Source organism: Pseudomonas sp. L7, assembly GCF_046605565.1.
GTDB classification, from domain to species: domain Bacteria; phylum Pseudomonadota; class Gammaproteobacteria; order Pseudomonadales; family Pseudomonadaceae; genus Aquipseudomonas; species Aquipseudomonas wayambapalatensis.
Window position 1 is genome coordinate 5007324 of sequence record NZ_CP176784.1, and the last position, 12103, is coordinate 5019426.

At 64.7% G+C, this 12103-nt stretch carries 7 protein-coding genes; 1 reads left to right on the forward strand and 6 read right to left on the reverse strand.

Annotation, left to right across the window (positions count from 1 at the left end; translation table 11 throughout):
• Positions 1–15: 15 nt before the first annotated feature.
• The 6 genes from ACK3BK_RS22965 to putP all read right to left on the reverse strand — a co-directional run bounded on the left by ACK3BK_RS22965 (position 16) and on the right by putP (position 7763).
• Positions 16–1419, reverse strand: a complete 1404-nt coding sequence (locus ACK3BK_RS22965) for a PIG-L deacetylase family protein (protein WP_411383386.1) — start codon at positions 1417–1419, stop codon at positions 16–18.
• Complete coding sequence (locus tag ACK3BK_RS22970) at positions 1416–2312, reverse strand: antimicrobial resistance protein Mig-14 (protein ID WP_411383387.1); 897 nt, start codon at positions 2310–2312, stop codon at positions 1416–1418. The genes ACK3BK_RS22965 and ACK3BK_RS22970 overlap by 4 nt, the downstream gene beginning before the upstream one ends.
• Positions 2312–3442 carry a glycosyltransferase gene (locus ACK3BK_RS22975; RefSeq protein ID WP_288374109.1) on the reverse strand — a complete coding sequence of 377 codons (1131 nt, stop codon included), beginning with the start codon at positions 3440–3442 and terminating at the stop codon, positions 2312–2314. Before ACK3BK_RS22975 ends, ACK3BK_RS22970 begins: the two co-directional genes overlap by 1 nt.
• Entirely contained in the window at positions 3426–5183 is a 1758-nt protein-coding gene (locus ACK3BK_RS22980) for a carbamoyltransferase (RefSeq protein ID WP_186665871.1), read from the reverse strand. The genes ACK3BK_RS22975 and ACK3BK_RS22980 overlap by 17 nt, the downstream gene beginning before the upstream one ends.
• Before the next feature lie 116 nt (positions 5184–5299).
• Positions 5300–6136, reverse strand: a complete 837-nt coding sequence (locus tag ACK3BK_RS22985) for a 23S rRNA (adenine(2030)-N(6))-methyltransferase RlmJ (RefSeq protein ID WP_411383388.1) — start codon at positions 6134–6136, stop codon at positions 5300–5302.
• Between the two features lie 148 nt (positions 6137–6284).
• A complete protein-coding gene (putP, locus tag ACK3BK_RS22990; RefSeq protein ID WP_411383389.1) occupies positions 6285–7763 on the reverse strand; it encodes a sodium/proline symporter PutP in 1479 nt (492 codons plus the stop codon).
• Between the two features lie 357 nt (positions 7764–8120).
• On the opposite strand from putP, the gene putA reads away from it, so the two are divergent.
• Positions 8121–12071 (forward strand): trifunctional transcriptional regulator/proline dehydrogenase/L-glutamate gamma-semialdehyde dehydrogenase, encoded by a 3951-nt coding sequence (gene putA / locus ACK3BK_RS22995; protein ID WP_411383390.1) that lies wholly within the window; start codon positions 8121–8123, stop codon positions 12069–12071.
• Positions 12072–12103 lie beyond the last annotated feature (32 nt).

Genomic DNA, 12103 nt, shown 5'->3' on the forward strand with positions numbered 1-12103 from the left:
TCAATCATCGGGCACTCACAGCTCGCGGCGCCAGAACAGTTCATGTCGACGCACCGCCTTGCGGAAGAATTCGTTCTCCCCGTAAGGCGACGGTCGACGCCCGGCCAGCCAGCGCTGCAACAGACGGCGCAGGCGACGCTTGAACGGGGCCGGCGGCTGCAGGTCGTGCATCATGCCCAACGCCATGGCCTTGTCGCGCTGGGTCGGCACGTCCAGCACCAGGCTGCAGGGCGCCCAGGGCTGAGCGGCTTCGAGTTGCGGCGGCAGGGCAACACCGTCGCCGCTGTCACCCATGGGCCAGCGGTCGTTGTCGTGCAGGTGGTTGGCGTAGCACAGCAAGGTCTGCGGCTGCCAGTCCAGCCCCTGCAGGGCTTCGAGCACGGCGGCCTGGGCGCAGAGATGATCCGGGTGCGGATCGAGCTGCGGGTGCGGCATGACCAGGATTTCCGGGCGAGCCATCTGCAGCAGTACGCGCAAGTCGGCCAGCAGGTTGTTCCAGGTCGGCGCACCATCGGCATCGGCCGGTAGCGGAAACGGATTGAAGCGACGGAACGGCCGGATATCGGCCATATCCGCCTCGCGCGAGGCCGCTGGCTGATCCGGCGCAGCCTGCATGGCAGGCAATTGCAGACAGAAGTAACCCAACTGCACGCAACGGGCCTCCGGCACCCCGGCCCAGCGTGGCACGGCGATGCTGTCCCAGGCGCGCAGGCGCCCCTTGAGCTGCGCCGCCTCGGCCTTGGCCAGGCCCATCTGCTGATAGTGCTCGGCCTCGATCTCGCCTGCGGTCAAGGTAACCACCCAGGCCTCGTCGGCCTGGCTGTAGAGCCCATAGGCCGCCAGCTCTGCATCGTCAGCATGGGGCGCGACCACCATGATCCGACGCTGGCGCAACACCACCGCCGGGGTTATCCACAGGCGTGGTTCGCCCAGCAGCCGACAGTGACGCCCCGACAGGCGCAGTCGCCCATCGCGCAGGGCCGCAGCAAGGCCGGTCAGGTTGAGAAAACGCACGCCATCGACACCGCGCTCGAAGGTCTGGCTGTCGCGCATGGCGTCCGCGACCAGCTCGACCCGAGGATCGAGAAAGCGGCCAAGCCACCCGGACTTCACACGAATCTCGAGGATCAGCGTGTCATCATCGCCGAACGATGCATCGCTGTTCAGCGCGCCGCCTTGAATGCTGACGGCCTCGACACGGCTGTGCTCACCGAAATCGAAGGTGTAATCCTCGCCGGGCGCGTAGAACAGATGGTCGGCGAACCAGGCTTCGTGGGCAGCCCAGACGAGCGGCAGCAGCAGCAGTGGCAGCCACCACCAGGCCAGCGCTCCCAATGCGATCAGCAGCAACAACGCGATCACCAACCCGAGGCGCTTGTTGCGCCGGTGGCGCTTGAGCAATTGCTGCTTGCGACTCATGCCTGATACACCGGGACCGGATTGCACCAACGGTCCTTGTATTCGCGGTCGGCACGGCCGAATGAGAAACGCAGGGCCTTGCCACGGGCGTTGGCGTCTTCCCAGGCGGCCTGGGTATTGAGGAAGCTCAGTACGCTGCCGGGGCTGAAGGCCTTGGTTTCAGGATCGACACCACCGTTGACGTACTCGACACTGATCCATTCGGGCGACTCGACCCGATAGATCAACTGGATGGCGATCGGCTTGTCCTCGAGAAACAGCACCGAGCCGATCAGCAGCTCGCGCAGGCGCTCGACGACTTCGGCCATGCGCGCAGCGCCGGTCGCGGGGAAGCTCCAGCGGCGCTGGAACAGGTCGCAGTACATCGCGGCGATCTCCGCGGCGCTGAAGTCGCTGATCGGACGCACCACTCCACCGGCCTCCTCCAGCAGGCGCAGTTCGCGGCGCTGGTTGTAGCGGAATTTCTTCGAAAGGTCTTCATGCGGGCGCGCCATGGCCAATTGCTCGGCCTGGGGTTTCAAACCCTCGAAACGCCCGTGATTGAGCTCCGACAGGTAGCGCCCGGCATGGCGCAAGGGCGCACCCGCTTCAACGGCTGCAGGCAGGATGAGCTCGGCATTGCCCAGGTCGAACAGCCCCTTCTTGCCATGACGCTTGAGAACATCCTTGGACAACGCCAGGTGCCGTCCCCAGGTAGGGACTGCCGCCACAAGCTCGCCGCCCCGGCACCAGCCCAGGTAGCGCACCGGAATCTGTGCAAGTTCAGCCAGTTGCTCGACCACCAGCGGATGGGTGGCGACACTGCCGCCGAACCGCTGCCAGGCGTCGGCGTACTCGTTCGCATCGATAACGGCCCAGCCGCGTTCGCGCCAGGCTTGCAGATGATTGAGCATCAGGCCCGAGCCTCCAGTGCGCGCACCTGCGGCAACTGCCAGAACGCCTGGCGCACGGCTGCGTCGGAAAACCGCTCGCGCAGGCGCTGCAGCATCAGTTGCGCGCATTCGCGACGCTGATCGTCGCTCAGCCCAGCCATGTGCTTCAGCCCCTGCGCCAGTTGCCCGGCATCGCCCAGCGGGAACAGCACGCCTACGCCTTCAACCACTTCGCGCGCACCACCACAGGCCGTGGCCAGCAACGGCACACCGGCGACCATCGCTTCCAGCAGGACCATGCCGAAAGGTTCGTGGTCAGAGCTCAGGGCGAATACATCGAACGCCTGGAAATAGCGGCGGGCATCCGGCACCTGGCCAAGGAAGTCGACACGGTCGGCAATCCCCAACTCGCTCGCCTGGGCCTTGAGCGTGTCTTCCAGCCGCCCCTTGCCCAGCACCACCAACCGCGCATTGGCCGGCAGGCCCGGCAACGCCTCGGCGAAACCGCGCAGCAGGGTCGCCTGGTCCTTGTCCGGGTGCAGACGGCCGACGTTGCCGACGATCCACGCCTGTGCATCGAGCCCCAGGGCACGCCGCGCCTCGTCGCGCGGCACGAGACTGGCCTGCAGCGCCTCGACGTCGATACGGTTGTACAGCGTTTGGATGCGTTCGTGCGGCCACTGCGCCAGACAGCGGCGCATGTCGTCACGCACGGCGTCGGACACACCCAGCAGACTCAAGCGCTTGCGAAACAGGTTGGCGAACAGGCGTCGCCCCTTGCGCTGGTAATCGCCGAAGGCATGGTGCACGCCGATCACCGGCAAGCCGGTGCCCAGCAGTGCGACATAGATCGGCTTGAAGCGGTGGGCGATGCAAAAGCTGAAACGACGCTCGGCCGCAATCTTGCGCAGCGCACGGATCGCGCCCAGCTTCAGGCCGCGTACGGCCTTGGAGCTGAACTCGAGAAACAGCACTTCGTCGGAGGCGCAGCCAGCGGCCACCTGCGGGTCGGCCTTCCCGGTCAGGAAGACCGTGGTGACCTTGTAGCCACGCCCCTCGAACAGGCTGGCGTACTGACGGGCGCAGTCGAGGAACGGCCCGTCGTAGCCATGGCAGAACTGCAGGACGCGCAGGTCAGAGCGGCTGGTCATACGGGGCCGCGCCGTCCTTGACCACCAGGATGTCTTCCATGATCAGGTATTGCAGGTCCGAACCGTAGAACATGTTCAGCGCGTCGGTAGGCGAGCAGATCATCGGTTCGCCACGGCGGTTGAGCGACGTGTTCAGCGACACGCCGTTGCCGGTCAGCTCCTCGAGCGCCTTCATCATGTCGTAGTAGCGCGGGTTGTACTCACGCTTGAGCACCTGGGCACGCGAGGTGCCGTCCTCGTGCACCACTTCCGGCACGCGGGTTTTCCACTCCTCGGCCACTTCGAAGGTGAAGGTCATGAACGGAGCAGGATGGTCGATCTTGATCATCTGTGGCGCAACGGTGTCGAGCATCGACGGGCAGAATGGTCTCCAGCGTTCGCGGAACTTGATCTGCTCGTTGATACGGTCGGCGACGTTCGGCACGCTCGGGCAACCGATGATCGAACGACCACCCAATGCGCGCGGGCCGAACTCCATGCGCCCCTGGAACCAGGCCACCGGGTTGCCGTCGACCATGATCTTGGCGATGCGCTGCGGCATGTCGCTGAGCTTGCGCCATTTCGGTGCATTCGGATGGCGCGCACAGGCGGCGATCACGTCCTCGTTGGAGTACGCAGGGCCGAGGTAGACGTGCTCCATCTTCTCGACCGGCACACCACGGGCGTGGGACACGTAGGCCGCTGCACCGACCGCGGTACCAGCGTCGCCGGAGGCCGGCTGGACGAACAGTTCCTTGAGGTCTGGGCGGGCGATGATCTTCTGGTTCAGCTTGACGTTCAGCGCACAGCCACCAGCGAAGGCCAGCTTGCCGGTCTCTTTGAGGATGTCGCCCAGGTAATGATCGATCATCTGCAAGGCGAGCTTCTCGAACAGCGCCTGCATGCTGGCCGCGTAATGGATGTACGGCTCGTCGGCGATATCGCCTTCGCGCTTGGGGCCCAGCCATTCGATCAGCTTGGGCGAGAAGTAGAAGCCCTTGCCCTTCTCTTTATAGCGACGCAGGCCGATGACGTTGGCGTACTCGGTGTTGATCACCAGCTCGCCGTTCTCGAAGCTGGCCAGACGGGAGAAATCGTACTTGCTGGCGTCGCCATACGGGGCCATGCCCATGACCTTGAATTCGCCATCGAGCATCTCGAAGCCCAGGAACTCGGTGATCGCGCCATACAGGCCACCCAGCGAATCCGGGTCGAAGAACTCCTTGATCTTGTGGATCTTGCCGTTTTCGCCGTAGCCGAAGAAGGTAGTGGCGTACTCGCCCTTGCCGTCGATGCCCAGGATCGCGGTCTTTTCCTTGAAGCCCGAGCAGTGGTAGGCGCTGGAGGCGTGGGCCAGGTGGTGCTCGACCGGCTCGATCTTGACCTTTTTCGGGTCGAAGCCCAGTTGCTCCAGGCACCAGACGATCTTCTTGCGGTAGCGCTTGTAGCGACGGTTGCCCATCAGGATCGCGTCGAGGGCGCGATCCGGGGCGTACCAGTAGCGTTTGGCGTAGTGCCAGCGGGCCTTGCCGAACAGGCTGATGGGGGCGAACGGAATGGCCACCACATCGACGTCGGACGGCTTGATACCGGCCTGCTCCAGACAGAACTTCGCCGATTCGTAGGGCATGCGGTTCTTCGCATGCTTGTCACGCACGAAGCGCTCTTCTTCTGCGGCGGCAACCAGCTTGCCGTCGATGTACAAGGCCGCGGAAGGGTCATGGCTAAGGGCGCCGGACAGGCCAAGAATCGTCAATGCCAAGGGACTAGCCTCTTCATTCGGTAGAGATGCGCCAGCGGCCTCGTGGGCGGCTGGCGGCTAAAGGGCGGGATTATAACGCAAAGATCAGGGGCACACCGCCCCTTGTCGGCGCGGGGCTATTCGGCGATCAGCCAGTCCATGCGGAAGCTGCCCGAAGTCTGCGCCAGCTCCCTGGCCAGCCAGGGCAGCAGGTCCTTGAGCTCATCCTCCAGCCCCCATGGCGGGTTGGCGATGGCGAGGCCCGAGCCGTTCAGCCCCTGCGGGCTGTCCTGGTGATGCACATAGAGTTCGACGCGCAGCAGCTTGGGCGCGCCGGTGCTGGTCAGGTCCTGATAGAAGCGGGTCAGCGAACGCTGGTCCTTGATCGGGTACCAGATGGCCGCGACGGTCTGGCGCATGCGGCCGATCGCCTCCTTCATCGCCACGGTACAGCGCTTGAGTTCGTCGGCCTGCTCGAAGGGCGGGTCGATCAGCATGATCGCGCGCTTTTCCTGCACCGGCAGCAGGGCGCGCGGCACATGCCAGCCCTCGCCCAGGTGCACGGTGACCCGCGGATCCTTCTTCATGTTTTCCTTGAGCAAAGGCCCGTCTTCAGGGTGCTTCTCGTTGAGCAGTGCGCGATCCTGCTGGCGCATCAGGCGCCGTGCCAACTCCGGCGAGCCGGGGTAGTAGCGCAACTCGCCATCCGCGTTCAGGCGCTTGATGATGCGCAGGTAGTCGGCGGTCGCAGCCGGCAGGTCTTCACGATTCCACAGGCGGGCAACACCTTCGAGATACTCACCGGTACGCGTCGCCTGGTCGCCTTGCAGGTCGTACAGACCCAGGCCGGCGTGGGTGTCGATATAGGCGAACGGCTGTTCCTTGCGCGACATCAGGGCGATGAGGCGGGTCAGCACGATGTGCTTGAGGACGTCGGCATGATTGCCGGCGTGGAAGGCGTGACGATAGTTCATGGCAACTCCTGCGGGGGCGGCAAGTTTACCTTGCCTTGCGGGCGGAGTCAGGCCTGGCCGTCGATCGGCACAAGGGCCATTCGCGGGCAGGCCCGCCCCCACAGGAGCGGGCCCGCCCGCGAAGCAGCCGTCGCCGAATCAGCAGGTGTTACTTGTCTGCGTGATATGCAGCATCAGCCGTTTCAAACCGCGAAACCATGCTGCCGCTCGGACGCCCCAGCTTGCTCACCACGATGATGGCGATGGTGGCGAACAGGAAGCCCGGGATGATTTCGTACAGGCCAAGCCCGACGTAGTTCTTCCACAGGATCACGGTCAGCGCACCCACCACGATCCCCGCCAGGGCACCGTTGCGGGTCATGCCCTTCCACAATACCGACAGCAGCACCACCGGCCCGAACGCAGCACCGAAGCCCGCCCAGGCATAAGCCACGAGGCCCAGCACACGGTTGTCAGGGTTCGCCGCCAGGGCGATGGCGATCAATGCCACGGCCAGCACCATCAGGCGACCGACCCAGACCAGTTCGGTCTGCGAAGCACCCTTGCGCAGGAAAGCCTTGTAGAAGTCCTCGGTCAGCGCACTCGAGCACACCAGCAACTGGCAGCTCAGGGTGCTCATGACTGCCGCCAGGATGGCCGACAGCAGCACACCGGCAACCCACGGGTTGAACAGGATCTTCGCCAGCTCGATGAACACACGCTCGTGGTTCTCGGTGACAGGGCCAGCCAGATCAGGGTTGGCCGAGAAATACGCAATCCCGAAGAAGCCCACGGCGCAAGTGCCGGCCAGGCACAGAATCATCCAGGTCATGGAGATGCGACGAGCCTTGGCGATCGACTTCACCGAGTCGGCGGCCATGAAGCGCGCCAGGATGTGCGGCTGGCCGAAGTAGCCCAGGCCCCAGCCCATCAGCGAGATGATGCCGATGAAGGTGGCGCCGCGGAACATGTCGAAGTTCGCCGGGTTCTGCGCCTCGATCGCCAACATCGTGGTGTCGAAGCCGCCAGTGGAGATCAGCACGATGATCGGCGTGAGGATCAGCGCGAAGATCATCAGCGAGGCCTGCACGGTGTCGGTCCAGCTTACCGCCAGGAAACCACCGATGAAGGTGTAGGCGATGGTCGCCGCAGCACCGGCCCACAGGGCTGTCTCGTAGGACATGCCAAAGGTGCTTTCGAACAGGCGCGCACCCGCCACGATGCCCGAGGCGCAATAGATGGTGAAGAACACCAGGATGACGATGGCCGAGATCACCCGCAGCAGGCCGCTGTGGTCTTCGAAACGGCTGGCGAAGTAGTCGGGCAGCGTCAGCGCATCGCCGTTGTGCTCGGTCTGCACCCGCAGACGGCCGGCGACGAACAGCCAGTTCAGGTAGGCACCGACAGTCAGGCCGATGGCGATCCAGGCCTCCGACAGGCCCGACATGTAGATGGCGCCCGGCAGGCCCATCAGCAGCCAGCCGCTCATGTCGGAAGCGCCAGCAGAAAGCGCGGTGACCACGCTGCCGAGGCTGCGACCGCCGAGGATGTAGTCGGAGAGATTCTTGGTGGAGCGATAGGCCGCGAAGCCGATCAGCACCATTACCGCGATGTAGACCACAAAGGTGATCGTGATTGGATTGCCCATGGTTGTGCCCTGGCGTTGTTGTTATCTCTTGCAGCCGACCTTCGTGAGACGGTTGCACCCAGGCGGCGAATCCTATGCAACAACATGAAGCGGGTGCAACCATTTTTCATTTGCAAGTTGCACCTGGAAATGTCTTTTCAGTCAAAACCCCTTTTTTGCTCCTTTTTGAAGCAAAAACGTCGCTTTTAATAAGCAAGAGCAGCAAAAACGACCCTTTCCGCTGTTTAGCGTTTTGCGCCAGACGAGTTGCACCTTTTTCATGAAAAATTCGGGTTGCACCCGGTTGCACCCGAGAGGTGCCTGGCGCTAATCTTGCCGCCAGCTTAGCCACGCCCGTGGCAATAACGAGGATAAGAAATGGCGACGACCACCCTTGGGGTCAAACTCGACGACCCGACCCGTGAGCGACTCAAAGCGGCTGCGCAGTCCATCGACCGCACCCCGCACTGGTTGATCAAGCAAGCGATCTTCAATTACCTGGAGAAGCTCGAGGGTGGTGCAACCCTGAACGAAATCAACGGCCACGCTGCGCAGCTCGGTGACGACGCTGGCGAACTCCCGGCCGACCACACCCACCAGTGCTTCCTCGAATTCGCCGAGAGCATTCTGCCGCAGTCCGTGCTGCGCGCAGCGATCACCGCAGCCTACCGTCGCCCCGAGCAGGAAATGGTGCCGATGCTGCTGGAGCAGGCCCGCCTGCCGGCCCCGCTGGCCGAAGCGACTAACAAGATGGCCGCAGGCCTTGCCGACAAGCTGCGCAACCAGAAGAGCGCCAGCGGCCGCGCCGGTATCGTCCAGGGCCTGCTGCAGGAGTTCTCGCTGTCGTCCCAGGAAGGCGTGGCGCTGATGTGCCTGGCCGAAGCCCTGCTGCGCATCCCCGACAAAGGTACGCGCGACGCCCTGATCCGCGACAAGATCAGCACGGGCAACTGGCAGCCACACCTGGGCAACAGCCCGTCGCTGTTCGTCAATGCCGCAACCTGGGGCCTGCTGCTGACCGGCAAGCTGGTCTCCACCCACAACGAATCCGGCCTGACCTCCTCGCTCACCCGCATCATCGGCAAGAGTGGCGAGCCGATGATCCGCAAGGGTGTCGACATGGCCATGCGCCTGATGGGCGAGCAGTTCGTCACCGGCGAGACCATCGCCGAAGCCCTGGCCAACGCCAGCCGCTTCGAATCCAAGGGCTTCCGCTACAGCTACGACATGCTCGGCGAGGCCGCGCTGACCGAGCACGACGCCCAGAAGTACCTGGCCTCCTACGAGCAGGCGATCCACTCGATCGGCAAGGCCTCGCACGGGCGCGGCATCTATGAAGGCCCGGGCATCTCGATCAAGCTCTCGGCGCTGCACCCGCGCTACAGCCGCGCGCAATACGAGCGTGTGATGGAAGAACTGTACCCGCGCCTGCTGTCGCTGACCCAACTGGCCAAGCAGTACGACATCGGCCTGAACATCGACGCCGAGGAAGCCGACCGCCTGGAGCTGTCGCTGGACCTGCTCGAACGCCTGTGCTTCGAGCCATCGCTGACGGGCTGGAACGGTATCGGTTTCGTCATCCAGGCCTACCAGAAGCGCTGCCCGTACGTGATCGACTCGGTCATCGACCTGGCCAAGCGCAGCCGTCACCGCCTGATGATCCGCCTGGTCAAGGGCGCCTACTGGGACAGCGAGATCAAGCGCGCCCAGGTCGAAGGCCTGGAGGGCTACCCGGTCTACACCCGCAAGGTCTATACCGACGTGTCCTACATCGCCTGCGCCCGCAAGCTGTTGTCGGTGCCGGAAGCCATCTACCCGCAGTTCGCCACGCACAACGCCCACACCCTGTCGGCCATCTACCATATTGCCGGCCAGAACTATTACCCAGGCCAGTACGAGTTCCAGTGCCTGCACGGCATGGGCGAGCCCCTGTACGAGCAGGTCGTCGGCAAGATCGCCGATGGCAAGCTGAACCGTCCGTGCCGCGTCTATGCACCCGTCGGCACCCACGAAACCCTGCTGGCCTACCTGGTACGCCGCCTGCTGGAAAACGGCGCCAACACCTCGTTCGTCAACCGTATCGCCGACCACTCGATCTCCATCCAGGAACTGGTCGCCGACCCGGTCGCGAGCATCGAGCGCATGGCCACCCAGGAAGGCAGCATCGGGCTGCCGCATCCGCGCATTCCGCTGCCGCGCGACCTCTATGGCAGCGAACGGGCCAACTCGGCCGGCATCGACATGGCCAACGAACACCGCCTGGCGTCGCTGTCCTGCGCCATGCTGGCAACCGCCCACAACGACTGGAAGGCTGCCCCGCTGCTGGCCTGCGCCACCAGCCAGGAAGCCGCCGCACCGGTACTCAACCCAGCCGACCACCGCGACGTGGTGGGCCATGTGCAAGAGGCGAGCGTCACCGACGTCGACAACGCCATCCAGTGCGCCCTCAATGCCGCGCCGATCTGGCAAGCCACCCCACCAGCCGAGCGCGCCGCGATCCTGGAGCGCACCGCCGACCTGATGGAAGCCGAGATCCAGCCGCTGATGGGCCTGCTCATCCGCGAAGCCGGCAAGACCTTCGCCAACGCCATCGCCGAAGTGCGCGAAGCCGTCGACTTCCTGCGCTACTACGCCGTGCAGGCACGCAACGATTTCAGCAACGACGCCTGCCGCCCGCTCGGCCCGGTGGTGTGCATCAGCCCATGGAACTTCCCGCTGGCGATCTTCACCGGCCAGGTGGCCGCCGCACTGGCCGCCGGTAACCCGGTGCTGGCCAAGCCGGCCGAACAGACCCCGCTGGTCGCGGCCCAGGCCGTGCGCCTGCTGCTCGAAGCCGGCATCCCCGAAGGTGTGCTGCAACTGCTGCCGGGGCGCGGCGAAACCGTCGGTGCCGGCCTGGTCGGTGACGAACGGGTCAAGGGCGTGATGTTCACCGGCTCCACCGAAGTGGCGCGCCTGCTGCAACGCAACGTCGCCGGCCGCCTGGATGCCCAGGGTCGTCCGATCCCGCTGATCGCCGAAACCGGCGGGCAGAACGCGATGATCGTCGACTCCTCGGCGCTGACCGAGCAGGTGGTGATCGATGTGGTGTCGTCGGCCTTCGACAGCGCCGGTCAACGTTGCTCGGCGCTGCGCGTACTGTGCCTGCAAGAGGATTCCGCAGACCGCGTGATCGAGATGCTCAAGGGCGCCATGGCGCAGAACCGCATGGGCAACCCGGAGCGCCTGTCGGTGGACATCGGCCCGGTGATCGACGCCGAAGCCAAGGCCGGCATCGAGAAGCACATCCAGGCCATGCGCGAGAAAGGTCGCAGTGTCTACCAGGTGGCCATTGCCGAATCCGAGGAGTGCAAGCGCGGCACCTTCGTCATGCCGACCCTGATCGAGCTGGAGAGCTTCGACGAGCTCAAGCGCGAGATCTTCGGCCCGGTGCTGCACGTGGTGCGCTACAACCGCAAGCACCTCGACCAGCTGATCGCGCAGATCAACGCCTCCGGCTACGGCTTGACCCTGGGCGTGCACACCCGCATCGACGAAACCATCGCCAAGGTGGTGGACAACGTCAACGCCGGCAACATGTACGTCAACCGCAACATCGTCGGTGCCGTGGTCGGCGTGCAGCCATTCGGTGGTGAAGGGCTGTCGGGCACCGGCCCGAAAGCCGGTGGCCCGCTGTACCTGTACCGCCTGCTGTCGACCCGCCCGGCTGACGCCATCGCCCGCCACTTCCAGCGTGCCGACGGTGAGACCAAAGCCGACACCACCCTGCGCGACCAGCTGATCAAGCCGCTGCAGGTGCTCAAGGCCTGGGCTTCGAGCAACCAGCCCGAGCTGGTGGCACTGTGCGAGCAGTTCGCCGAACAGTCGCAAAGTGGCATCACCCGTGTACTGCCTGGCCCGACCGGCGAGCGCAACACCTACACCGTGCTGCCTCGCGAGCATGTGCTGTGCCTGGCTGACAACGAGGCCGACCTGCTCGCGCAGTTCGCCGCGGTGCTGGCGGTTGGCAGCTCGGCGGTGTGGGCCGACGGCGAGCCGGCCAAGGGCCTGCGCGGTCGCCTGCCGAAAGACCTGCAAGGCAAGATCAAGCTGGTGGCCGACTGGAGCAAAGATGACGTGGCGTTCGACGCGGTCATCCACCACGGCGACTCCGACCAGCTGCGCGCAGTGTGCCAGCAGGTCGCCAAACGCGCCGGTGCCATCGTTGGTGTGCATGGGCTGTCCAGCGGCGATCAGCAGATCGCGCTGGAGCGGTTGGTGATCGAGCGTGCGGTGAGCGTGAACACCGCGGCTGCAGGGGGTAACGCCAGCCTGATGACCATCGGCTGACGGTACTGACGCATTCAGGATGCATGCCCGCT

Coding starts and splice junctions, on each gene's coding strand:
- ACK3BK_RS22965 (WP_411383386.1), bottom strand. CDS start 1,419: ATGAGTCGCAAGCAGCAATTGCTCAAGCGCCACCGGCGCAACAAGCGC.
- ACK3BK_RS22970 (WP_411383387.1), bottom strand. CDS start 2,312: ATGCTCAATCATCTGCAAGCCTGGCGCGAACGCGGCTGGGCCGTTATC.
- ACK3BK_RS22975 (WP_288374109.1), bottom strand. CDS start 3,442: ATGACCAGCCGCTCTGACCTGCGCGTCCTGCAGTTCTGCCATGGCTAC.
- ACK3BK_RS22985 (WP_411383388.1), bottom strand. CDS start 6,136: ATGAACTATCGTCACGCCTTCCACGCCGGCAATCATGCCGACGTCCTC.
- putP (WP_411383389.1), bottom strand. CDS start 7,763: ATGGGCAATCCAATCACGATCACCTTTGTGGTCTACATCGCGGTAATG.
- putA (WP_411383390.1), top strand. CDS start 8,121: ATGGCGACGACCACCCTTGGGGTCAAACTCGACGACCCGACCCGTGAG.